Source organism: Paenibacillus sp. S-38 (genome assembly GCF_049942825.1).
Classification (GTDB): domain Bacteria; phylum Bacillota; class Bacilli; order Paenibacillales; family NBRC-103111; genus Paenibacillus_G.
In genome coordinates this window covers 4,284,914-4,308,112 of sequence record NZ_CP187970.1, presented here as the reverse complement: position 1 = coordinate 4,308,112, position 23,199 = coordinate 4,284,914, and the positions used below count along the sequence as shown (strand labels likewise).

General features: G+C 60.8%; 16 protein-coding genes and 1 pseudogene. 11 read left to right on the top strand and 6 right to left on the bottom strand.

Translation table 11 applies throughout. The features are described 5' to 3' along the window. From ACP26L_RS19355 to ACP26L_RS19325, 7 genes and pseudogenes are all read left to right on the top strand, one after another. Window positions 1-978 (top strand): carbohydrate ABC transporter permease, encoded by a 978-nt coding sequence (locus ACP26L_RS19355; protein ID WP_426445532.1) that lies wholly within the window; start codon window positions 1-3, stop codon window positions 976-978. Between the two features lie 62 nt (window positions 979-1,040). Then, window positions 1,041-2,819 (top strand): ABC transporter ATP-binding protein, encoded by a 1,779-nt coding sequence (locus ACP26L_RS19350; protein WP_426445530.1) that lies wholly within the window; start codon window positions 1,041-1,043, stop codon window positions 2,817-2,819. Continuing rightward, window positions 2,779-4,599, top strand: a complete 1,821-nt coding sequence (locus tag ACP26L_RS19345; protein WP_426445528.1) for an ABC transporter ATP-binding protein — start codon at window positions 2,779-2,781, stop codon at window positions 4,597-4,599. Before ACP26L_RS19350 ends, ACP26L_RS19345 begins: the two co-directional genes overlap by 41 nt. A gap of 50 nt (window positions 4,600-4,649) precedes the next feature. After that, window positions 4,650-5,984, top strand: coding sequence for an LLM class flavin-dependent oxidoreductase (locus ACP26L_RS19340; RefSeq protein ID WP_426445526.1), 1,335 nt, complete (start codon window positions 4,650-4,652; stop codon window positions 5,982-5,984). Window positions 5,985-6,041: 57 nt separating this feature from the next. Next, window positions 6,042-7,320 (top strand): annotated as a pseudogene (locus ACP26L_RS19335) (LLM class flavin-dependent oxidoreductase). 31 nt (window positions 7,321-7,351) lie between these two features. Further along, on the top strand, window positions 7,352-8,671 hold the full coding sequence (locus ACP26L_RS19330) for an LLM class flavin-dependent oxidoreductase (protein WP_426445524.1): 1,320 nt from the start codon (window positions 7,352-7,354) through the stop codon (window positions 8,669-8,671). Between the two features lie 15 nt (window positions 8,672-8,686). Continuing rightward, the gene (locus ACP26L_RS19325; protein WP_426445522.1) at window positions 8,687-10,039 is read left to right on the top strand and encodes an extracellular solute-binding protein; all 1,353 of its coding nucleotides are present in this window, start codon (window positions 8,687-8,689) and stop codon (window positions 10,037-10,039) included. A gap of 546 nt (window positions 10,040-10,585) precedes the next feature. Here ACP26L_RS19325 and ACP26L_RS19320 read toward each other — a convergent pair. The 4 genes from ACP26L_RS19320 to ACP26L_RS19305 form a co-directional block, all read right to left on the bottom strand. Next, the gene (locus ACP26L_RS19320; RefSeq protein ID WP_426445521.1) at window positions 10,586-11,560 is read right to left on the bottom strand and encodes an aldo/keto reductase family protein; all 975 of its coding nucleotides are present in this window, start codon (window positions 11,558-11,560) and stop codon (window positions 10,586-10,588) included. A 119-nt stretch (window positions 11,561-11,679) separates the two neighbouring features. Beyond that, complete coding sequence (locus tag ACP26L_RS19315; RefSeq protein ID WP_426445519.1) at window positions 11,680-13,047, bottom strand: LLM class flavin-dependent oxidoreductase; 1,368 nt, start codon at window positions 13,045-13,047, stop codon at window positions 11,680-11,682. A 78-nt stretch (window positions 13,048-13,125) separates the two neighbouring features. Further along, complete coding sequence (locus tag ACP26L_RS19310) at window positions 13,126-13,872, bottom strand: NADPH-dependent oxidoreductase (RefSeq protein WP_426445517.1); 747 nt, start codon at window positions 13,870-13,872, stop codon at window positions 13,126-13,128. Between the two features lie 87 nt (window positions 13,873-13,959). Next, on the bottom strand, window positions 13,960-15,294 hold the full coding sequence (locus ACP26L_RS19305; RefSeq protein ID WP_426445515.1) for an LLM class flavin-dependent oxidoreductase: 1,335 nt from the start codon (window positions 15,292-15,294) through the stop codon (window positions 13,960-13,962). 586 nt (window positions 15,295-15,880) lie between these two features. Between ACP26L_RS19305 and ACP26L_RS19300 the strand changes: the two genes are divergently transcribed. Both ACP26L_RS19300 and ACP26L_RS19295 read left to right on the top strand, forming a co-directional pair. Next, window positions 15,881-17,242, top strand: a complete 1,362-nt coding sequence (locus ACP26L_RS19300) for an ABC transporter substrate-binding protein (RefSeq protein ID WP_426445514.1) — start codon at window positions 15,881-15,883, stop codon at window positions 17,240-17,242. A 335-nt stretch (window positions 17,243-17,577) separates the two neighbouring features. Beyond that, the gene (locus tag ACP26L_RS19295) at window positions 17,578-18,222 is read left to right on the top strand and encodes a nitroreductase family protein (RefSeq protein ID WP_426445513.1); all 645 of its coding nucleotides are present in this window, start codon (window positions 17,578-17,580) and stop codon (window positions 18,220-18,222) included. Between the two features lie 346 nt (window positions 18,223-18,568). Here the strand turns inward: ACP26L_RS19295 and ACP26L_RS19290 are convergent, their stop codons facing one another. Next, window positions 18,569-19,351, bottom strand: coding sequence for an alpha/beta hydrolase family protein (locus ACP26L_RS19290; protein WP_426445512.1), 783 nt, complete (start codon window positions 19,349-19,351; stop codon window positions 18,569-18,571). A gap of 82 nt (window positions 19,352-19,433) precedes the next feature. Continuing rightward, the gene (locus ACP26L_RS19285) at window positions 19,434-20,684 is read right to left on the bottom strand and encodes an MFS transporter (protein WP_426445510.1); all 1,251 of its coding nucleotides are present in this window, start codon (window positions 20,682-20,684) and stop codon (window positions 19,434-19,436) included. A 498-nt stretch (window positions 20,685-21,182) separates the two neighbouring features. Here ACP26L_RS19285 and ACP26L_RS19280 point away from each other — a divergent pair, with 498 nt between their 5' ends. Beyond that, the gene (locus ACP26L_RS19280; protein WP_426445508.1) at window positions 21,183-22,805 is read left to right on the top strand and encodes an FAD-dependent oxidoreductase; all 1,623 of its coding nucleotides are present in this window, start codon (window positions 21,183-21,185) and stop codon (window positions 22,803-22,805) included. After that, entirely contained in the window at window positions 22,802-23,155 is a 354-nt protein-coding gene (locus ACP26L_RS19275) for a 4Fe-4S binding protein (protein WP_426445506.1), read from the top strand. The genes ACP26L_RS19280 and ACP26L_RS19275 overlap by 4 nt, the downstream gene beginning before the upstream one ends. Window positions 23,156-23,199: the final 44 nt, after the last annotated feature.

The window sequence follows — 23,199 nt, the reverse complement described above, 5'->3', positions numbered from 1 at the left end:
ATGGAACGACTCGCAAGACTCACGGAGGATCTGAGAGGACGCCTGCCGGACACCGGCACCCTGCAGCAGTGGCTGTACGGGGTGCGAATGAAGCTGGTCGGCAAGGAGGCGGACAAAGGACTGCTCTTCCGGCTGTTCCTGTATCTGATTCTCATCGACACCGCCTTTATTTACCTGAAACCGATTCTGTACATGATAACGACGATGGTCAAGGATGCGCCGAATATGCTCGATCCCTCCGTCGTGTGGGTGCCCCGCTCGATCTATACGGGCCATCTGCTGGAAGCCTTGGAGGGACTGAAGTACAAGACCGCCTTCCTCTACAGCCTGACCCTCTCGCTGTCGGTGGCGGTGCTGCAGATCATCTCCTGCGCGATAGCGGGGTATGCATTCGCGCGTCTCGATTTTCCATTCAAAACATTCTGGTTCGGCGCGCTCGTGTTCACCTTTATCCTGCCGCCGCAGGTGACGATTCTGCCCTCGCTCATCATGTTCAAGTCGTTCGGCTGGGCCAATACGTACCTGCCGATGATCGTACCGGCCCTGTTCGGGCACGGACTCAAAGGCGCCTTGTTCGTCATCATCTTCCGGCAGTTCTTCTCCACGCTGCCGAAGGAGCTCGAGGAGGCGGCGCGGATCGACGGCGCGAACGCATTCCGGTTCTTCTTCAAGGTCATGCTGCCGATCTCCCGGTCCGCCATCGTCGTGGTGTTCCTGTTCTCCTTCGTGTGGAACTGGAACGACTTCTACCTGCCGTCGATGTACATGTCGGGGTCCAAGGAAGTCCCGCTGTCCATCTCGCTCGCGAAGCTGGCGGCCGGGCTGCAGGCCGAAGGGGATCAGGGGGGCGTCTCCATCTTCGCCGAACCGATCAAGATGGCGGCCTCGTTCCTCATCATCGTGCCGGTGCTGATTGTCTACGGCATCGCCCAGCGCTGGTTCGTGGAAGGGGTGGAGAGAACAGGACTCGTCGAATAGAAAGTCTGATTTCATGTCACAACGATTCATATCATTAATCAACTACAGGAAGAGGTTATCCCTTGGGTTCGGAACGCTTGCTTCTGTCTTATCTTAGATCCAAATGGTACGTGTACCTGCTCGCCCTGATCGCCATTGCCGGGGGGAACGTCATTCACTCGCAGTATCCCCGGCTGCTCGGAAGCTTCACGGATGAACTTCAGCAGGGGGCGCTGACGAAGCTGACGATCACCGGGTACAGCCTGAAGCTGCTCGGCGTAGGGGTGTCCTACGGCCTGCTTGTCGCAGCCGGACAGTATCTGATCATGCGGGCGGGAAGGTGGTTCGAGTACACCGCCCGCCAGCGGTTGTTCGGACAATTCACGCGGCTGAACTCCGATTTTCATACGAAGCACGGGGTCGGCCGGCTGCTCAGCTATGTCATGAACGACGTCACGGCGGTGCGGGAATCGATCTCCATGGGGATCAACCATGCGATCAACTCCACCATCCTGATCCTGTCCGCAGTCGTCACGATGGCCTTCAGCTCCATTCCGCTCCCCCTGATCGGGGTATGCATCCTGCCGCTGATGCTCATTCCGTACTTCGTGATCCGCTTCCGCAGACCGGTACGGGAACGCTCCCTGCGGGTGCAGGAGACGCTGGGCGCCATGACGGAGTCGGCGGAGGAGCAGTTCGGCGGCATCCGCGTCGCCCGTAAGTTTGCCGTAGAGGAAGTGATGGCGCAGCGCTTTGCGGATACGGTCGACCGCATCCGTGAATCCCAGCTGTCGCTGGTGCGCGTATCTGCGTTCTTCCAGTCGCTGATCCCGCTGCTCGGCTCGCTCTCGCTTGTCGTCACGCTGGCCTACGGAGGCTATTTGACCCTCCAGGGGCGCATTACGCTCGGCCAGTTCGTGGCGCTGACCCTCTACATGCGCATGATGGTCAACCCGCTGCAGCAGATCGGCCGGGTGATCAACACCATGCAGCGCTCCCGCGCTTCGCTGCAGCGAATCGGCGAGCTGCTGCAGCGGGAACCGGACATCCGGGACAGCGCGGATGCAGCCGATGCCGACCTGGAGGGGCAGCCGATCTCGGTCCGCAATCTCAGCTTCACCTATCCGGACAGCGGGGAAGAGGTGCTACGGGACGTGTCCGTCGAGATTCCCCCGGGCCGGCAGATCGGCATCCTCGGCCGGACGGGAAGCGGGAAGTCCACCCTGGTGAAGCTGCTGCTCCGCATCTATGACCCGCCCGAGGGAGCGATTCACATCGGCGGCACGGATCTGCGGGAGCTCTCGCTTCAAAGCCTGCGCAGCCAGATCGCGTACGTGCCGCAGGAAGGCTTCCTCTTCAGTACGACGATCCGCGACAACATTGCATTCTACCGCAGGGAGTCGCCGATCGTAGAGGTGGAGGAGGCGGCCGGGCAGGCCCAGATCCGCAGCAGCATCGAAGCGTTCGCCGACGGCTACGATACCCTGTTCGGCGAACGGGGGATTACCCTCTCGTGCGGCCAGCGGCAGCGGACTTCGCTCGCCCGAGGTCTGATCAAGAACGCGCCGGTCCTGATCCTCGACGACAGCGTCAGCGCCGTCGATACCGTGACGGAGCAGCGGATCATCGAGACCGTCCGCACGGAACGGAAGGGCCGGACGACGATTCTCATCGCCCACCGGATCAGCGCCGTCCGCCATGCCGACGAGATTCTCGTCATGGACGGCGGGCGGATCATCGAGCGCGGCACCCATGCCCAGCTGCTTTGGCTGGGAGGCTGGTACGCCCGGATGCATGCCATACAAGAGGAGGGATCACCGCATGTTCCGCACCACTTCGCGGAAGCCTCCGAAGGCGTCTGAGCCGGCTTCCCCGCCTGCCGAGAATACGGCTGCAGCCTTCCGGGGCTTGTACAGCTATGCCCGCCCCCACAGCCGCAAGTTCGCCCTGGTGCTCCTCTGCACGCTGCTCGCCATCTCGGGGGACTTGCTGCAGCCCTTCCTCGTGAAGATCGCCATCGACGATCATCTGGCGAAGGGGGCGGACTTCGGGGCGCTGGGTCTGATCGCACTCGTGTATCTGATCCTGTCCCTGACCTCGTTCCTGTTCTCCTACCTGCAGGATAACCTGCTGCAGCAGGCGGGGCAGAGCGTCGTCGCCGGCATCCGCAAGGACCTGTTCCGGCACATCCTGCGGCAGTCGGTTGCTTACTATGACCGGACGCCTTCCGGCTCGCTGATCACCTATGTGTCCAGCGATACGGAATCGCTGAACCAGTTCTTCACCGGCGTGCTCCTGTCTCTGGTGCGCGATGGCATGACGCTGCTGTTTATCATCGTCCTGATGTTTCAGCTCGACGTCACGATGACCTTGTACTGCCTGCTGCTGCTGCCGCTGATCGCGGGGATCGCCATAGGCTTCCGGGATTATCTGCGCAAGACTTACCAGCTCTCGCGCACCCAGCTCTCGCGCCTGATCGCCTTCACTGCAGAGAACCTGTCGGGCATGCAGCTCATCCAGGCCTTCCACCAGGAGAAGGAGCAGCAGACGCGCTTCCTGGAGCGCAACGACGGCTATTACCGGGCCAATCTGCGGGAAATCCGCACGAACGTGCTCTTCAACCGCTCGTTCGACGTGCTCGGGAACCTGTCCGTCGCGTTCGTCACCTGGCTGGGCGGCTACGCCGTGCTCGGACACAGCATCGAATTCGGCGTGCTCTATGCATTCATTACATATATCCGGCAGTTCTTCCAGCCGATTAACAACATCACCCAGCAGTGGAACCAGCTGCAGTCCGCGACCGTCTCCGTCAACCGGATCTGGAGCGTCTTCTCCCAGCAGCCTGTGGTCCGGGATCCGGAGCATCCGGTCCCCCTCGTGCCGGCCGAGGTGCAGGGGCGGATCGATTTTGAGGGGATCTCCTTCCATTACGGGGAAGAGGGACCGGATGTGATTCAGGATCTCGATCTGCATATCGCGCCCGGCGAGATGATCGGGATCGTCGGAACCACCGGCGCGGGCAAAAGCTCCCTGATCTCGCTGCTCTGCCGCTTCTACGATGTGCAGAAAGGGGCCATCCGGATCGACGGAACGGATATCCGGGACATGGAACCGAAAACCCTGCACCGGCTGGTCGGCCTGGTACAGCAGGAGCCCTATCTCTATTCCGGCAGCATCCTCGACAACGTGCGGCTGTTCGACCCGTCGATCCCCGCGGAAGCGGTGCAGGAAGCGTGCCGCCGGGTCGGGGCGCATGCCATGATCCTGCGGCTGAAGGACGGCTACGAGACGCGGGTCTCCGAACGGGGAAGCGGGCTGTCGGCCGGGGAGCGGCAGTTGATTTCCTTCGCGCGCATTCTCGTCTTCGAGCCGCGCATCCTGATCCTCGACGAAGCGACGGCGAATCTTGATTCTCATACGGAGCTCATGATCCAGAAGGCGCTGCAGGAGGCGGCGAAGGGGCGGACCACGCTCATCATCGCGCACCGCCTGTCGACGATCACGGGAGCGGACCGGATCCTGGTCATGCGGCAGGGCCGCATCGCGGAGGAAGGCAGCCACCGGGAGCTGCTCGAGCTCGGCGGCCATTACTGGCAGCTGCACCGGTACGGCCGGGGCCCTGCTGCTGCCGGAGCGGGGTAAGCAGCCGTTTTTCTTCATCAATTTACTAACCTAAAGGAGCGAACCTGAACATGAGTCACAATGCATCCATCCCTAACCGACAGCTTCACCTGAACGCCTTCCTGGCCGCCACCGGCCACCACGAAGCCTCCTGGCGCCATCCGGCCACCCGGCCGGAGCGCGGGCTGGACATCAAGTACTACCAGGAGCTCGCCCAGACCGCCGAACGCGGCCTGCTCGACTCGGTCTTCCTGGCGGACGGCTATGCGGGCAAGTACGGCAAGCTCGAGCCGTTCACCATGCTGTCGGCGCTCGCCGTCGTTACGAGGCATATCGGCCTCATCGCTACCGTGGGCACGACCTACAATGAGCCGTTCCATGTGGCGAGGAAGTTCGCTTCCCTCGACCATATCTCGGGCGGACGCGCCGGGTGGAATATCGTGACCGGGGCCGGCTCGGCGGCCTTCAACTTCAGCAGGGAGGCGCATCCGGAGCATTCGCTCCGCTACGAATACGCCGAGGAGTTCGTGGAGGTGGTCAAGCAGCTGTGGGACAGCTGGGAGGACGGTGCGCTCGTCTATGACAAGACGAACGGCGTCCAAATTGCCCCTGACAAAGTACATGAAATCAACTTCCAGGGCGAGACCTACCAGGTCAAAGGACCGCTGAACATCCCGCGCCCGCCGCAGGGCTATCCGGTCCTCGTGCAGGCGGGTTCGTCCGAGACGGGACGGGAGCTCGCCGCGAAGACGGCGGAGGTCATCTTCACCGCCCAGCAGACGCTCGGGGAAGCGCGTGCGTTCTACAACGATGTGAAGTCCAGGCTGGCGAAGTACGGCCGCACCCCGCAGGAGCTGCAGATCCTCCCTGGCCTGAGCCCGATTCTGGCCGACACGGAGAGCGAGGCCCGGGACATTGAGCAGGAGCTGATCGAGCTGGCGAATCCCGAGAACTCCGTCCGGGGGCTGTCCAACTGGCTGGGCTTCGATCTGTCGCCTTATCCGATCGACGGCCCGCTGCCGTATGCCGACCTGCCGGGGGAAGAGAACATCAACGGGCACAAGGCACGGTACTCCCTGATGGTGGAGCTCGCACGCAGAGAGAACCTGACGATCCGTCAGCTGACACACCGGATTGCCGGCGCGCGGGGGCACCTGACCTTCACCGGAACGCCTCTGCAGCTGGCCGACCTGATCGAAGAATGGTTCCTGACCGGCGGCTCCGACGGCTTCAATGTGATGCCGCAGCTGTATCCGACCGGCCTGAATACCTTCGTGGACAAGGTCATACCTGAGCTGCAGAACCGCGGGTTGTTCCGCACGGCCTACGAAGGTACCACGCTGCGTGACCGGCTCGGTCTTGCCCGCCCTGCGAACACCCGTCACCGTGCCGTACTCCAACCCTAAGGCGGAGGCAGAAGCTCTCTTCCTTTTATTCAATCCAGCGGAAAGAAGGGAACTCCCATGACCACACCCGGCAAAAAAGCCCATTTCAACGTATTCCTGCGTGCCGCAGGCCACCACGAGGCGGCCTGGCGCCACCCCGATGTCTACCCGCAGGGGGATCTCGACATCCATTACCTGGCGGAGATGGCCCGTATCGCCGAGCAGGGGCTGATGGACTCCGTATTCCTGGCCGACGGCTATGCCGGCAAGGCGGCCAAGCTGGAGCCATTCACGCAGCTGTCCGCGCTCGCTTCGCTGACCGAGCATATCGGTCTCATTGCCACCGTCGGTACGGTCTATAACGAGCCGTTCCATGTGGCCCGGCAGTTCGCCTCGCTGGATCATATCAGCGGCGGGCGGGCCGGCTGGAATATCGTCACCGGGGCGGGGGATGCTTCCCGCAACTTCAGCCGGGCGGCCCACCCTGAACTTGGGGAGCGCTACGAGGGGGCCGAAGAATTCGTGGAGGTCGTCAAGCAGCTGTGGGACAGCTGGGAGGACGACGCGCTGCTGTACGACAAGCAGGGAGGGAAGCTGATCGACGACGCCAAGGTGCGCGACATCGGCTTCCGGGGCGAGCATTATGCGGTCAAAGGGCCGCTGAACATCCCCCGGCCGCCGCAGGGGCATCCGGTGCTCGTCCAGGCCGGCTCCTCCGAGCAGGGCAAGGAGCTCGCTGCGAGAACGGCGGAGGTCATCTTCACGGCGCAGCAGACGTTCGAGGCCGGCAGGCTGTTCTACATGGATGTCAAATCCCGGCTTGCCCGGTACGGTCGCTCCGTCGATGACCTCCAAATCCTGCCGGGCCTGAGTCCCATCGTGGCGGATACGGAGGCGGAGGCCCGGGACCTGGAGGATGAGCTGAATTCGCTCATTCATATGGACAAAGCGCTCGACCGGATGTCCGAGCGGTTCGAAGTACACCTCTCGGGCTATCCGCTTGACGGCCCCGTGCCGCTGGATCAAGCGAAGCGGCCGGAAGCGCTGGGAGGGATCAGCAGCCGGCAGGGGGTCATCCTCGATGCCGCCCGCCGGGAGAACATGACGATCCGGCAGCTGATCTACCGCCATACAGGCGGCCGATTTTATCGAGAAATGGCTCCGTGAGGGGGCTTCGGACGGCTTCAACATCCTGCCGCAGACCTTCCCGCACGGGCTGCAGGCCTTTGTCAGCAAAGTGCTGCCCGAGCTGCAGAACCGCGGTCTGTTCCGCACCGCCTACGAAGGCCGCACGTTAAGGGAGAATCTCGGACTCGCCCGGCCCGCCAACACGCTGAGCCGGAACGCAACCGCCTGATTCATATCCAAATAATAAGGGGGAACTACATATGAGCGCACCGGATAGAAAGCTGCACCTGAATGCCTTCCTGTACGGCTCGGGTCACCATGAAGCATCCTGGAGGCATCCGCAAGCCGTACCGCACCGCAATCTCGATATCAAGTATGCGGCTGAGATTGCACGAACCGCCGAACGCGGCCTGATGGACGCCGTGTTCGTGGCCGACGGCTACGCAGGGAGATCGAATACGCTGGAGCCGTTCACGCTATTCTCCGCCCTGGCTATGCTTACCGCGCATATCGGACTGATCGCGACGGTCAGTACCACCTACAATGAACCGTTCCACCTGGCGCGCCAGTTCGCTTCCCTGGATCACATCAGCGGCGGACGCGCGGGCTGGAATATCGTAACCGGCGGAGGCTCCGCCGCCTTCAACTTCAGCAGAGAGGAGCATCCCGAGCACTCGGAGCGCTACCGGATCGGCGAAGAATTCGTCGAAGCGGTGAAGCAGCTGTGGGACAGCTGGGAGGACGATGCTCTCGTCTTCGACAAGGAGGCAGGGATCCAGATTCACAATGACAAGGTGCACGAGATTGACTTCCAGGGGGAGAATTACCGGGTCAAGGGCCCGCTGAACATTCCGCGGCCTCCTCAGGGCTATCCGGTCCTGGTGCAGGCCGGCTCGTCCGAGAGCGGCAAGGAGCTCGCCGCCAAGACGGCGGAGGCCATCTTCACCGCCTGGCAGACGCTGGAGGATGCGCAGGCCTTCTACAGCGACGTGAAATCCAGGCTGGCGCGGTATGGCCGCACCCCCGAGCAGCTGCTGGTGCTCCCGGGGATCAGTCCGATCCTCGCCGATACGGAGGCCGAAGCCCGCGAGCTGGAGGAGGAGCTCCACTCGTATATCAACATCGAGGAGGCGCTGAAGCGCTTCTCCCCAGGCTTCGGCGTGGACCTTCGGGAATACCCGCTGGACGGCCCGGTGCCGCTGCATGCGGTCAAATCCGTTGACGAGATCAACGGCAACAAAAGCCGGCACGGCATCATCACCGAGCTGGCGCGCAAGGAAAGCCTGACGATCCGCCAGCTGGTTCACCGGCTCGCCGGGGCACGCGGACACTTCACCTTCACCGGAACACCTCTGGCTTTGGCCGATGAGATCGAGGTATGGTTCAAGAACGGTGCGGCCGACGGCTTCAATGTCATGCCGCAGCTCTATCCTTCCGGGCTGGAGATCTTCGTCGACAAAGTCATACCGGAGCTGCAGAACCGCGGCCTGTTCCGCACATCTTATGAAGGCAGCACACTCCGAGACCGTTACGGGCTCGCCCGGCCGGCAAATCCCAGAACGCAAGCTGTCATCCACTAAAGGAGGAATCACACCATGAACAAGCTGTGGCTGGGAACCGCCCTGCTGACCGTCGTATCTTTGTCCCTCGGAGCCTGCTCGTCAGGAGGAACCCCGAAAGCCGGGGAGACGCCCGCTCCCTCATCTGCGGAAGCGGCAGCCGGCAGCGCGGAGAGCGATGACATTACGGAGCCGACGAACCTCAAGCTGTTTGTCACCGGAGCCACCTTCACCGATACGGAATTCAAGGTGCAGATCAAGGATCAGGTGGAGAAGCACTTCAAGAATGTGACGATCGAACGGATTACCCCGCCGACCGGAACGACGGTGCAGGACTTTTTCTCCTCGGGCGAGGAGCCGGACCTCATCTTCGGCGACGGCTATCACACGCTCAAGCAGCTGAAGGTGGTGGAGGATCTAAGGCCTTTTATCAAGAAATACAACTTTGTCGAAAGCAGGCTGAAGCCCCATACCTACGATTACATCAAGGACTTCGGGGAGAACGGGGAGATCTACGGCATTCCCTACAACTCGAACCAGCATATTCTTTACTACAATAAGGATGTGTTCGATAAGTTCGGCGTAGCTTACCCGTCGGACGAACAGATGACCTGGGACCAGGCCTTCGAGCTCGGCCGCCAGCTCACCCGGGAGGAAGGCGGGGTGCAGTATATCGGCATTGACACGGAAGGACTCGGGATGCTGTCCCGCAGCTACGCGCTTCCGATTCTCGATCCCAAGACCGGCAAATCGGTCCTGGACTCGCCCCAGTGGCTCACCGTGTTCCAGGCTGCGAAAACGAACTTCGAGATTCCGGGCTTTCTTCCGAAGGATGAGACCAAATATATGTGGGGCCGCGACGTCTTCATGAAGGACCGGACGATGGCCATGCGGCCGGCGTGGCTGGCCAACATGGTCGGGCCGCTTGAAGAGCTGCGCCAGCAGGGGATCGAATCGAACTGGGACATCGCCCCAGTGCCTACCTTCCCGGATCAGCTCGGCAAAACCCGCGAGGCGCAGGTGCACTCGATCACGCTCAGCTCGCTGAGCAAGAACAAGGACGCCGCCTTCAAGGTCATCAAGTTCCTGCTCTCCGATGAGGCGCAGCGGGTCATCTCGCGCAACGGCCGCGTACCTGCGGTGATCAATCCGGAGCTTGAGAAGGAATACGGAGCGGATGTAGGCGTGCTCAAGGGCAAGAAGATTGAGAATATCTTCAAGTATACGCCGCTCAAAACCCATGCTTCGCATAAGTATGAGACCAATGTCACCAAGTTCGTCACCGAGGCCAACCTCGAGCTGGCTAAGGGAGCGGATGTGAACACCGTGATCCGCAGAACCTCGGAGACAATTGATAAAGAGGTTGAGAAGCTGCTGAAGAACGAATAGACGGACCGTGCTTCAGCTGCAGGAGAACAGCCGATATTCCTTAACCTGGGATATCGGCTGTTTTTTGCATGGACGCATGCTTTGCCATGAAGAAGAGCCGGTCATGCTCGCGGCCTGCATGTTCACGAAAGGGAGGATGGCTGGTACGATGTGGATGGGATGGCGGATCAGTGCGGTACAGATAAGTTCAGTTTCCAAGGAAGGAGAGACTTTATGGTGTGAAGGATGGCGGGTGGGGATAGAGGGGGTGAGCGGGATAGCTGCATCGGGAGGTCCGTGATGGACGGGGCGAGATTGCGGGAGGGCGACGAAGTGTTCGTCCTGGGTAGGTCGTGACGGCGGGGATTCGGTTCGCAGGGCTTGCGGGCGGCGGCCGGGTTGAGGACGCGCTTCCGAGTGCCGGGGGAGAGTATGAGAGAGGCCATTGAAACAAACAAAAGGGCCCTGGCTGCCAATGGCGAACGCAGGGCTTGGATTATAAGGACGTGAAGCTGTTCATCTCATTTCATGCGGATTGAGGCAATGCGGTTATGTCAAAGAAAGGGATCAGGCGGTAACAGCCGGAGAGGGAGCTTCTTCGGCGAGAATCGCCTCAATGCGCTCCTGCGTCTCATCGCTCAGCTGGATGCCCGAAGCCGCCGCATTTTCCTCGACCTGCTCGGGACGGCTCGCGCCAATCAGCGCGCTGGAGACGTTCGGCTGGCGCAGAATCCAGGCCAGGGACAGCTGGCTCAGCGTGATATCCAGCTCCCGGGCGAGCTCCGACAGCCTCGAGACTTTGTGCAGCTTGTCTTCCGTGATCCGCTTGCGGAAGTTCTCGTGCTTGGCCGCACGCGAATCCTCAGGGAATCCTTCGACCGAGGTATATTTGCCCGTCAGCAGGCCTTGGGCCAGCGGGGAGAAGACCACCTGCCCGAAGCCTTTGCTCGTGCCAAGCGGGATGATTTCCTTCTCGATATACCGGTCGAAGAGGTTGTAGACCGGCTGGTTGACCACAATACGGTCAAGCAGGTACTTGTCCGCGATGGCATAAGCTTCGGTGATCTGTGCAGCCGTCCACTCGCTGACACCGACATACAGCACCTTGCCGCTGCGTACCAGATCATCGAACGCCCGGAGGGTCTCCTCCAGCGGCGTTTCGGGATCGAAGCGGTGGCTGTAGTAGATATCCACGTAGTCCGTGCCGAGCCGCTTCAAGCTGGCGTTGGCCGCTTCGGTCACATGCTTGCGGGATAAGCCCCGGTCGTTCGGACCGTCACCGATTTTTCCGAACACTTTGGTCGCGAGCACATACGATTCCCGCGGATAATCACGGAGCGTCTCGCCGACGACGACTTCCGCTTCTCCTTTGGCATATACGTTGGCCGTGTCGAAGAAGTTAATGCCAAGATCATATGCTTTGCGGATGGAGTTCACCGCATTTTCACGCTCGACGTACCCGCCGTAAGTCAGCCAGGAGCCGAGGCTGATCTCACTCACCTTAAGTCCGCTTGCTCCAAGTTTCCGATAAGATACTGTCATCGTTACATTCCTCCTATTGTGTAGTGATCGTGCTATGTATGTGGATGCGGGTCAGCCGCTGAATCCCCTGGTATGGATACTTTTTGACGCCGTGTCCCCCGAAAATCCCAGCTGCGGGTTCAGGCCTGAAGAGGCTGCAGGTTCTCGGTCTGACGGCGGAGCGCCCAGGCCGCTTTATGCCCGTTGTCCGGACGGGCGAGCCCAAGATTCTCGCGCAGCGTCCGTCCCTCATAAGCGGTGCGGAACAAGCCGCGGTTCTGCAGCTCGGGAATCACTTTGTCGACGAACGTCTCAAAGCCGCTGTAGTAGATGTGAGGGAGGATATTGAATCCGTCCGCTCCATCGCTGCGAAGCCATTTCTCGATAAAGTCCGCCGTCTGCAGCACGGAACCGGTGAACGATACATGGCCGTGCCCCGCCGCACTGCGGGCGACGAACTGGCGGAGGGTCATCCTGTCCCGGCGCGCCGCATCGACAACCACCTCCTGGCGGCTTGTAATCCCGGTCGTGATGGAGCCGTAAGGCTTGGCCTTGTCGACCGGGACGGGAGCGTCGAGAGGGTACTCGGTCAGGTCAACCGTGAAGTAACCGGACAGACGGCGGAGCGCCGCCTTCGGGTCGAGCAGGGCATTGAACTCGTCCTCGATGTCCCGGGCCTCCGCCTCGGTGTCCGCCACGATGGGAGAGAGGCCCGGCATGATCAGCAGCTGGTCCGGCATGCGGCCGTACCTCGAGAGTCTGCTTTTGACATCGGCATAAAACTCCTGCGCCGCCCCCAGCGTCTGCTGCGCCGTGAAGATCACGTCCGCCGACTCGGCGGCGAGCTCGCGTCCGCCTTCGGAGGAACCGGCCTGTACAAGGACGGGATACCCCTGCGGAGGGCGGGGGATATTCAGCGGTCCTTGGATCGAATAATACTCGCCTTTGAAGCCGATCTCTTGCACTTTGCCGGTATCCACGGCAGTACCGCTTTCGCGGTCGTAGACCAGCGCATCTTCCTCCCAGCTGTCCCACAGCTGCTTGGTCACCTTCACGAACTCCCGTCCCCGGGCATACCGCTGCCGGACATCCGGATGATCCGGGCGGCCGAAGTTCGCCGCGTCCGACGCCGAATGGCCCGTAACGATGTTCCAGGCGGCCCGGCCTTTGCTGATATGATCGAGGGAGGCGAACTTGCGCGCGACATGGTAGGGATCGTTGTACGTGGTGCTCACGGTCGCGATAAGCCCTACATGCTTGGTCAGTCCGGCGAGGGCGGACAGAAGCGTATAAGGCTCCAGTCTGCGCCCGAGGCCAGAATAATTGTCGGCCGTGAAGAGGGCGTCGAACAGGCCGCGTTCGGCGATCCTGGCAATATTGGCGTAATAGCCTAGATCGAGATCCTCCTGCGGAATGGAGGCCGGATGCTTCCAGGCCGCCGCATGATGTCCCGCGCCTCGTAAGAACACGTTGAAATGGGCTTGAATGCCCTTGCGTGAATCGTTCATCTTCCAGTGTCACCTCACCAGTGATGTGCATTCCAGCTGATCGTAGTACAGGGGCAGCTTCTTAACTTCCTTACTCCATTATTTCAACTCGAAGCCCTGCTCGCTCAGGAAACCGTGGAGATGGCCGCGCAGGCGGCCCGGCTCCAGACGTCGCAGCACTTCCCGGGACCAGACCGTCTCCCCGAACTTGGGGCCTCCCTTGCGCTTCGCGTAATACTCGCGCGTCGTCTCGTCATAGGCACGGATTCCCGCTTCCAGCGGCTCCTGGCGGTACACCTCCGAATGGACGACCGCACCGAGCGGAAGCCTCGGCCGGTGGTCCGGCTCCTGGTCGGGTACGCCGACCGACATGCCGAAGACCGGATAGACGAGGGGAGGAAGCTCGAGGAGGTCGCTGACCTCCCTGGGGTTGTTGCGGATGCCGCCGATGTAGACGATGCCGTACCCCAGGGCCTCGGAGGCGACCGCCGCGTTCTGGGCGGCCAGTGCGGCATCGATGGAGGCGAGCAGGAACAGCTCCGTGTTCGTCTGCAGCTCGGCCTTCTCGTGGAAGTACAGGGCCGTTCGCAGCTTGTTCAGATCGGCTAACCATACGAGGAACAGCGGGCTTTCTTCAATGTATGCCTGGTTCCCGGCAAGCTCGGCGAGCCTGGCCCTGCGGCCGGGGTCCTGCACCGTGACTACACTGTACGCCTGAAGGTTCGAGGAGGTGGAAGCCGCCTGGGCCGAGAGCAGGATCTGCTCCAGATCCGATGCGGGGATGGGAGTGGATTTGAACTTGCGGATGGATCGGTGCGACTGAAGCGCACGCAGGATGTCGGTCATCATAGCCTCCAAAGATTCTTTTAAGTGATTTAAAAATGTGAACGGAGCATGCACTGTATTCAGCAAGAACTTTCGTTGTTCGCTCGATCAGGCCCCGGCTTCCACTGTGCGCACCGGCCTTACGGCAGCCGGACGGGCAAGCCCCAGATTCTCGCGCAGCGTCGTTCCTTCGTAGGCGGTCCGGAACAGACCGCGGTTCTGCAGCTCCGGAACGACCTTGTCAACGAACGCGTCGAGACCATTCGGGTACAGCTGCGGCATCAGATTGAAGCCGTCGGCGGCGCCATGCCGGAACCAGTCTTCGATCAGATCGGCTAGCTGCAGCGGAGTTCCCGTGAAGGTAATATGTCCGCGGGCTCCGGCAAGACGCCGGGTCAGCTGCAGAATCGAGAGATTCTCCCGGAGGGCCAGATCGACGACGAGCTGATAACGGCCTTTGCGCCCGTTGATCGCGTCAATGCCCGGCAGCAGGTGATAAGGGATCGGACCGTCAAGGGGATATCCGCTGAGATCGATGCCCACCCGCTCCGACAGGCGCTTCACCGCCGATTCCGTGTTGATAAGCGCACTCAACTCTTCCTCAATCTCGCGGGCTTCCGCCTCCGTATCGGCGAGGATGGGGCTCAGACCCGGCAGGATATGCAGCTGGTCCGGTGTGCGTCCGTACTTGGCGAGGCGGGACTTCACATCTGCATAGAACGCCTGCGCCTCCTCGATCGTCTGCTGGGCGGTGAAGATCACTTCAGCCGTCTTCGCGGCCAGCTCCTTGCCGCTTTCGGAGGAACCGGCTTGAACGAGGACCGGGTAGCCTTGGGGAGGGCGGGGGATATTGAGCGGCCCCTTGATGGAGTAGCGGCTGCCCTTAAAGTGAATCTCGTGCACTTTACCCTGATCGAACTGCACGCCGACTTCCTTGTCGAAGACCAGTGCGTCATCCTCCCAGCTGTCCCACAGCTGCTTCGTGACCTCGACGAACTCTTCCGCATATTCGTACCTCAGCCCATGATCCGGATGGGCGTCCAGACCGAAGTTGAAAGCGGTGGATTCGGTCCCCGTGGTGACGATGTTCCAGCCTGCGCGGCCCCCGGAGATATGATCGAGCGAAGCGAACTTGCGGGCCACATGGAAAGGTTCATTGTACGTTGTGCCCACGGTGGCGATCAGGCCGATATGCTCCGTCACGGCGGCCAGGGCGGAGAGCTGGGTGAACGGCTCAAGCTTCCCTGCACTGCGTCCCGCATAGCCGTCGGCCAGGAACAGCGAGTCGAACAGCCCGCGCTCGGCCGTCTGGGCGAGCTTCTGGTAATGCCGGATATCCAGTCCCCGTTCCGGAGATGTGCCGGGGTAACGCCAGGAAGCCTCGTGATGGCCGGTACCGGTCAGGAAAGCATTAATGTGAAGCTTGCGCTCGGATGAACTCATGATCTGCACCTCATTCGTAAGGAGATAGGGTGACACTGCGCCGGCCGAGGGCCCGGAGACGCAAAAAAAGGAGACGCAGCAGGAAAGCTGGTCTCCGGATGTCCGGTAGAAAGTATATAAATAAATCATATCGAAATAGTATGAAATGGAATATAGCATGGGTTTTCAATGTCTGTCAATACTTGAGGTAAAAGAAACAGGGGGAAGGAGCATGTCAGAGGGAACGTACTATCGATAAAGCGTGCGAGAAGGTGAGGAAGGGAGTGATTCTCCCGGGTCCGTGGATGCGCCATAAAAAGATGGCATTGACAGGGACAATGCTATTCGCTACGATATATCAAAGTATTTTGATTGGAATAGTTTCTGAAAAGTATGATCATACCGGACCACCGGTCGAACCGGAGACGAGCTGTCAATCTGCTGCGTCTCCTTTTTGTTTATCTACGGCCAGAAAAAACAGGGATGGGGGATAACCCGCATGGAGAAAAAGGAGGTGCCCAAACACCCGGATTCGCAGCCATTTGGAACTCATTTCCCTTAAGCAAGGATCATCCAAACTAACTCTTAAGGCGGTGCCTACCTCATAATGAACCGGAGAACACTAAACCACACTCTTATTAGAACGTGCCTTCTGCTCCTCAGCCTAGCCCTGTTCCTCTCCGCCTGCGCATCTGCAGGCACCGTTCCGGAAACCCCATCCGCAGCTGCAACGGGAGAATCCGCCGGAACCCCGTCATCCGCCGAACCGGTCAAGCTGCTGTTCTACGTGAACGGCCCGACGCTTACCAACACCGAGTTCCGCACGCTGATCGCCGAACCGGTCAAGAAGAAATACCCGCACATTACGCTGGAGCGGATCGAACCGCCGACCGGCGTCACCATCGAGGAGGTGTTCACCTCGGGGCCAATCCCGGATCTCTCGCTGATTATCAATCCGCACCCGCTGCTCCGTTTGAAGGCGGTAGAGGACCTTCGGCCCTGGATCCAAAAGCACAAGTTCGATGAGAGCCGGTTAAAGCCGGTGCTGTACGATCATATCAAAGAGTTCGGCAAGAACGGCGAGATTGTCGCCATCCCTTTCAATGCCAATCAGGCCATCCTCTATTACAACAAGGATATATTCGATAAATTCGGGGTGGAGTACCCGCCGGCCGATAAGCAGCTGTCTCTGGAAGAGGTGCTTGAGCTGGGGAAACACCTGACCCGATCGGATAACGGGGTCGATTATATCGGCTATGACCCCGGCGGTCCTCTGGACCTTTCGCGCAACGTGGCCCTGCCCGTCATCGATTCGGACAGCGGAGCCCCTCTGCTGAGCCAGAATCCCGAATGGACCCGCTTATTCCAGTTCGCAAAGACGGCCTATGAGGTGCCCGGGTATATCGGCCCGAATAACCAGTATGTGTACGGACGCGACGCCTTCATGAAGGACCGCAAGGTGGCGCTGCGGGTGGCGAATCTGGCCAACATGGTCGGACCTTTGGAAGAGCTCAGACAGCAGGGAACCGAATTCAACTGGGATCTGGCGCCGATTCCGAACTTCAGCGACAAGCAGGGAAAAGCTCGTGAGGCCCAGGTGCACTCCTTTGTCATCTCGAACAAGAGCGAGCATAAGGAGGAGGCATTCCTGGCGATCAAGGAAATTCTCACCGATGAAGTGCAGGGGCTTCTCTCCCGCAATGCCCGGGTACCGGCAGTCATCAATCCGGCGCTCGAAGAGGAGTTCGGCAAGGACATCCCCGTCCTGAAGGACAAAAATGTCCGAAGCGTGTTCATCGGAGAGCAGCAGAAGACCCACCGGATCCATGAATACGAAGACCAGGTGTCCAAGTGGGTGACGGAAGCGACCAAGGACGTGGTGGTGGGCGGTATGGATATCAACACGGCGCTGCGCAAGGCCGATGAGAATATCGCAAGAGACGTGGAGCGGCTGAAGAAAAACGAGTAAATGAAGCCGAAGCCTGCATAATGAGAACAGGATACCGGTATTGACGGTGAAGTTCTTTTATGCTAGATTTATAACTATTCCACCCGTATTAATAGGATAAACGAATCTACCAGAAAACTGGAGGCCCCTGAGCACAAGGAGGCCTCCTTTTTCAATATTTAAGAATGTTTATCTCGCCAGGGCTCGATCCCGTCATCTTAAATATCTTATAAACGCGCATCGTCCTTAAAGGACGGCGAAGCCGTTTATCTGGTGGTATAGCGGCCTGCCCACCCACCGGTCGGGAGGCGGTCCAGTACGAAACCGAACGATACATAGAGAGGAAGATGTCCCCCATGACCACTTTACCGAATGCCTTCTACAACAGCCTCGATCAGCTGTCGCCCGAGGTAGCCCCGCACCGTCAGCCTGAAACCGGCGTATCCCCCTTGTTCCCGAACCGCTGGTCCTCCCGCGCGTTCGATCAGCGCCGTGTGCCTGATGAGGTGCTGAATGCCGTCCTCGAAGCGGCGCGCTGGGCGCCTTCAGCAAGCAACCAGCAGCCCTGGAGGTTCATCGTAGCCCGCACGGAAGAGCAGCGCCAGGCGTTCGCCTCGTTCATCAAGCCGGGCAACCGGCAGTGGACCGATCATGCGCCCGTACTCGTGCTCGTCGCCTCCTCCAAGGTGAAGGCGGACGGCGAGCCGAACGGCCAGCATGCGTTCGATACGGGAGCCGCCTGGGGCGCCCTGGCACTGCAGGCCCATCTGCTGGGACTGAACACCCGGGCCGTCGGCGGTTTCGAACGCCCGCTCGCCCGGGAGGTGCTGAACGTGCCGGAGGAGATCGAGCTCCATGCCGTGATTGCCCTTGGCTACAAAGGCAGCAAGGATTACCTGCCGGCCGATCTGCAGGAGCGGGACGTGCCGAACGGGCGGCGTCCGCTGGCGGAGAGCCTCATTGAAGGGAAGTTTCCGTCACAGGAGGGAGCGGAGGGCTAACTGCATCCCGCTGACCCGCCCGGTTTAAGAAAACCACCTGTCGGCATCCGTTAAGGTCTCAGCGTGCCCGTCCATACGTTGGTGAACGGAGAGGAATCGGAGATGGGGCTTCAACCGCTGTTGAAGTCGTGTCCAATCTGAATTTTACAGTGGTGAGGACTCGACTTCAAAGGCGGCCCATAACAATGAAAAGATAAACGGCTTCTCCGTCCTTTCAGGGATGGGGATGCCGTTTCTTTTATGAACGCATGGAGAGAAGAGCCTCTGCGAAGACGCCTATCCGGCATAGCAGCCAATAAAAGAGGCCGTGCGGACATCCGCAGCAGCCTCCTTTGACATGCTCCTGTTAGTCTTTCTTCAGCAGATGCTGTGTGAGGAACCCGAACGTCGCTTCGAACGCTTCCTCGAGATAAGGCGTGGTGCCCTGGTAAGGATGCACGATCCCGAAGAAGTGGTCCGCCCCTGGAATCGATACGTAGGTCTGTTCCGGCGCCGCTTCCTGCAGCAGGCGGAAGCTCTCCAGCACCCGCTCGGCGTCGGCAGCCCCCTGCACCGCCAAGACCGGGATCTTCAGCGAGCCAAGACGCGTCGGAATGTGGAAGCGGTCCGCATGCTGTTCGATATCCTCGGCGATCGGACGAGGCTGGCCGCTGACCTGGGCGGACGGCGTAGCTCCGCCGTTCCAGACGACCACGCTAGAGACGTTGTCATGTTCCGCGGCGAAGATCAGATTGGAGCTGCCGGCGCGGCTGTGGCCCAGCAGGGCGATCCGCTCGGAGTCCGCCTCCTCGGCCAGCGGCAGGGCTCCGCCCAGGATGGCGTACAGCAGCGACTGCAGGTCCCCAAGCTCCCTGGAGACCGTCAGCGATTCTTCAACCAGCCGTTCCTCGGCACCGCTGTTCTTGACGGCGATCCGCGAGAAATCGAAGCGGATCGTGTAGAAGCCCCGCTCCGCAAAGCCGTTCGCCACATGCGGCCAGAAGCCCCATTCCTTGAAGCCGCGGAAGCCATGGCTTAAGAGCAGCACCGGTTTGCGCACACCGTCCTCGAGGGCATGTACAACCCCGTGGATGGGGATCCCCTCCGGCGAGAATACCGTAAATTCCTGGACTGTCAGCACTTGGGTCATGTCGTTTTTCCTCCTCATGGATAAATATGTATATGTTGAAAGCAAAGACGTCCGGCATGCCGGAGCGCCTCCGTCGGTACGGTCAATCGGTGGACTGCGCCGCCCACACCTTCAGCGTGCGGTCTGTAGGGAGGAAATAAGTGAAAAGGCCGAGCAGCGGCAGAAAGGACAGTCCCTTCAGCACGATATTCAGATTCAGGGCATCGACCAGACTGCCGAGCACAACGGCGCCCAGCGCGCCAAGTCCGAAGGCAAGCCCGACGATCAGCCCGGAGACGGTGCCGACTTTGCCGGGAATCAGCTCCTGCGCATAGACGACGGTTACCGAGAAGCCCAGCAGCATGATGAAGCCGTTCAGGGTCAGCAGCACCAGCGACCACAGTTCATCCGCATAAGGCAGCAGCAGGGCGAACGGGGCGGAGCCGAGCATGGAGCCGAAGATCACATTACGCCGCCCGAGTCGGTCGGAGAGCGGGCCGCCGACGAAGGTACCGATGGCACCAGCTGCGGAGAATAAAAAGATATACATCGACGCCCGGTCGAGTCCCATTCCGAAGCGTTCCATGAAGTGAAACGGGTAATAGATCGAGACGCCGGATTGATACCATGAGCGGGCGAACACCAGGAAGATCAGCACTAGCACGGCAGCCGCGGTCCGTTTCCGGATGCCCGTTCGTCCCGCGCCTTCCCCCGATTTCCTAGGGACATGGGGATGCGCAGCCAGGTAATCGGTATACCACTTCGCAATGTAGAACTGGACCAGGATGCCGAGCGCTGCAGCGAAGGTGAACCACAGAGCACCGAGCTGCCTGAACGGCACGAAGACCAGCGCCGTCATGACGGAGGCGAGCGCGTGGCCCGAATTGCCTCCGACCTGATATACCGACTGGGCCATACCCCGCCGGGAGCCTCCGGCCATATACGCTACGCGGGAGCCCTCCGGATGAAATACGGCCGACCCGAGGCCGATGAGCAGGACCGAGAACAGCACAAGCGCATAGCTCGGAGCAAAAGCCAGGCCGAGCACACCGAAGAACGTGGCTCCTACGCCGAGTGGCAGCATGTAAGGGGAGGGGTGGCGGTCGGCATAGAGGCCGATCAACGGCTGCAGGAGGGAGGAGGTCATATTGAGCACGAAGACAATGAGCCCCGCCTGCATGTATGATAGACTCATCGAGCCCTTTAGAATGGGAAGAATAGCGGGGATGATCCCCTGGATCGTATCGTTCAGCAGATGAACGAGGGAGATCGCAAGCAGAATGCGCATGACGGCGGGCTTGGCATCCGCGGAGACGGCCGCCTTCAAGCCGGCCGTACGGGTAGTCAGGGACATGATTCGGGCTCCTTTTCTGTAGGGCAAAATAAATAAAAGAGACATCCTTCCTGCCGGCCGCGGCATGCGAAGAACATCTCTAGTGGACTAGTAGATGGGGGGATCTAGGGATTGCCGGTAAAGAGGTAAATGACCAAGTATTAAGGTCGGGATTAGACCTATGTTAGCCTGTGATTTTTTTAATGTCAACCGATTTTTCTGCGGACAATCAGGAACGGGCAGGGGAATTCCTTTTCTACACTAAGCGCCGTTCGCTCAGCATGCTCCTGTCCCAAAACTATCGTTGGTGATCCCGCCGATATCCAAACCGGAATCCGTCTTTCAAATACACAGTTGACAGGTAGGAGTAATGTGATATGATGTAGCCAATCCAACAACCTTCCTTACCGGACCACCGGAGGCTTTCCCGCTTAGGGAATGCCTCCTTTTTTGTGAATGCCGGGGCACAGCGAAGGATCGGTCTGTATGAAGACAGCGATAAGGGGTGTGAGGAAGCGAGTGAGTGGAAAACTGGGCATTGAAATCACGGCGGACGTTCTGGTCATCGGAGGCGGGCCTGCCGGCGCTTGGGCGGCATGGAGCGCCGCCCGGGAGGGGGCCAAGGTCGTCCTGGCCGACAAGGGCTATCTCGGTTCAAGCGGCGCCACGGCACCGGGCGGAACCAATCTGCTCGTGCTGCCGCCGGATCCCGAGCTGCGCGAGGCGGCGGTCCGCCAGCGGGTGGAAGCGAGCGGCTATCTTGCGGAGGCGCGCTGGATTCACCGGGTGCTCGACCAGGTCTACACCAACCTGCAACTGGTCGAATCCTGGGGCTATCCGTTCGTCCGCGATGAGAACGGGACGCCGATGCGCAATCACCTGCAGGGGCCGGAGTACATGAAGCTGATGCGCAGGGCCGCCGCCAAAGCGGGGGTGCGCATCCTGGACCAGTCGCCGGCCCTCGAGCTGCTCAGCGACGAGCATGGAGCGGCCGGCGCCAGAGGAATCTCCCGTCTCGACGGACGGGAGTGGACCGTGCGGGCGAACGCCGTCGTCATTGCCACGGGCGGCTGCGCGTTCCTGAGCAAGGGCCTCGGCTGCAACGTGCTCACCGGCGAGGGGCTGCTCATGTCCGCCGAGCTCGGCGCCGAGCTGTCCGGCATGGAATTCACCCGGCAGTATGCGCCGAGCGCCGCCTTCGGCACGGTGACCCGCGGCCGCCTGCTGAACTGGGCTACGCTGTATGACGAGGAAGGCCATGCCTTGGAAGGCCACGGCAACCGCGGCGGACTCCACCGGCTGCTCCATGAGGGGAAGAAGGTCTACGCCGTCATGGACAAAGCGGATACGGAGGAGAAGCGGGCCATCCTCCGCCAGTCGCACGCGATCTTCTTCCTTCCCTACGACCGGGCGGGCATCGACCCGTTCACCCAGCGCTTCCCGCTGACGCTGCGGTATGAAGGAACCGTACGCGGAACCGGGGGCCTCCGGCTCACCGGAGACGACTGTTCCACGACCGTGCCCGGATTGTATGCCGCCGGCGATGCGGCGACCCGGGAGCGGGTGACGGGGGCCGTCTCCGGCGGAGGTGCCTACAACGCTTCGTGGGCGATCTCCTCGGGCACCTGGGCGGGCGCCGACGCAGCCCGGTATGCCCTCTCGCAGGGCAGGGACGCGGGGCAGCGGCGGGCCCGGCCGGCAGGAACGGTCGGTACCGCCGCTTACGAAGCCGCCGGCCAGGCGGACTTCGATGCACAGGCCGTCATTCAAGCCGTGCAGCGTGAAGTGTTCCCGCTCGGGATCAATTATTACCGCAGCGAACCGGTGCTGAAGCAGTCGCTGCATCGGCTGGACGCCCTGTGGAGCGGGATAGGCGGCGCCGTGCCGGATACGGTGCAGTCGCGGGTTCGATCGCGGGAAGCCGCCGGGATGGCTGCGGCCGCCCGCTGGATGTATACGGCTGCGCTCGGGAGAAAGGAGACCCGCGGCATGCATACGCTTGCCGAATACCCGCAGACCGACCCGCTGCAGCAGCACCGGCTGGTCGTCAGCGGAATCAGCGAGATACGCCTGCGGACGGAGCCCGTTCCCGTTACATCTGCCGTCTTGGCAGCTGCAGCCCAAAAGGGGGTAGAAATATGATCGAAGTCGTGAGCGCGGACCGGTGCGTTGAATGTGGCATCTGCGTCAAGGTCTGCCCGACCAACGTATTCGATGCCGGACCGGCCGGCGTTCCGGTGATCGCACGGCAGGAGGACTGCCAGACCTGCTTCATCTGCGAAGCGTACTGCCCGGCCGACGCGCTGTATGTTTCGCCGCAGGCGGACGTTCCTGAACCGGTGGTTGAAGAAGAACTGATCGCCTCGGGGACGCTTGGCAGCTGGCGCCGAACCATCGGCTGGGGGCCGGGGCGGACGAAGCTGGCCGCGGTGGACCAGACGCCTTTCATTGACCGCATTCTGCCTCCCCGCAGCAGCGGAAGATCCTCCTGATGTATTGTCCCTGGCGGAGATCTTATCCTTATCTAATCAGCCAA

Bases quoted from the DNA above. Each gene is read 5' to 3' on its own strand.
- ACP26L_RS19355 (WP_426445532.1), top strand. From the start codon at position 1: ATGGAACGACTCGCAAGACTCACGGAGGATCTGAGAGGACGCCTGCCG.
- ACP26L_RS19345 (WP_426445528.1), top strand. From the start codon at position 2,779: ATGTTCCGCACCACTTCGCGGAAGCCTCCGAAGGCGTCTGAGCCGGCT.
- ACP26L_RS19340 (WP_426445526.1), top strand. From the start codon at position 4,650: ATGAGTCACAATGCATCCATCCCTAACCGACAGCTTCACCTGAACGCC.
- ACP26L_RS19330 (WP_426445524.1), top strand. From the start codon at position 7,352: ATGAGCGCACCGGATAGAAAGCTGCACCTGAATGCCTTCCTGTACGGC.
- ACP26L_RS19325 (WP_426445522.1), top strand. From the start codon at position 8,687: ATGAACAAGCTGTGGCTGGGAACCGCCCTGCTGACCGTCGTATCTTTG.
- ACP26L_RS19320 (WP_426445521.1), bottom strand. From the start codon at position 11,560: ATGACAGTATCTTATCGGAAACTTGGAGCAAGCGGACTTAAGGTGAGT.
- ACP26L_RS19315 (WP_426445519.1), bottom strand. From the start codon at position 13,047: ATGAACGATTCACGCAAGGGCATTCAAGCCCATTTCAACGTGTTCTTA.
- ACP26L_RS19310 (WP_426445517.1), bottom strand. From the start codon at position 13,872: ATGACCGACATCCTGCGTGCGCTTCAGTCGCACCGATCCATCCGCAAG.
- ACP26L_RS19305 (WP_426445515.1), bottom strand. From the start codon at position 15,294: ATGAGTTCATCCGAGCGCAAGCTTCACATTAATGCTTTCCTGACCGGT.
- ACP26L_RS19300 (WP_426445514.1), top strand. From the start codon at position 15,881: ATGAACCGGAGAACACTAAACCACACTCTTATTAGAACGTGCCTTCTG.
- ACP26L_RS19295 (WP_426445513.1), top strand. From the start codon at position 17,578: ATGACCACTTTACCGAATGCCTTCTACAACAGCCTCGATCAGCTGTCG.
- ACP26L_RS19290 (WP_426445512.1), bottom strand. From the start codon at position 19,351: ATGACCCAAGTGCTGACAGTCCAGGAATTTACGGTATTCTCGCCGGAG.
- ACP26L_RS19285 (WP_426445510.1), bottom strand. From the start codon at position 20,684: ATGTCCCTGACTACCCGTACGGCCGGCTTGAAGGCGGCCGTCTCCGCG.
- ACP26L_RS19275 (WP_426445506.1), top strand. From the start codon at position 22,802: ATGATCGAAGTCGTGAGCGCGGACCGGTGCGTTGAATGTGGCATCTGC.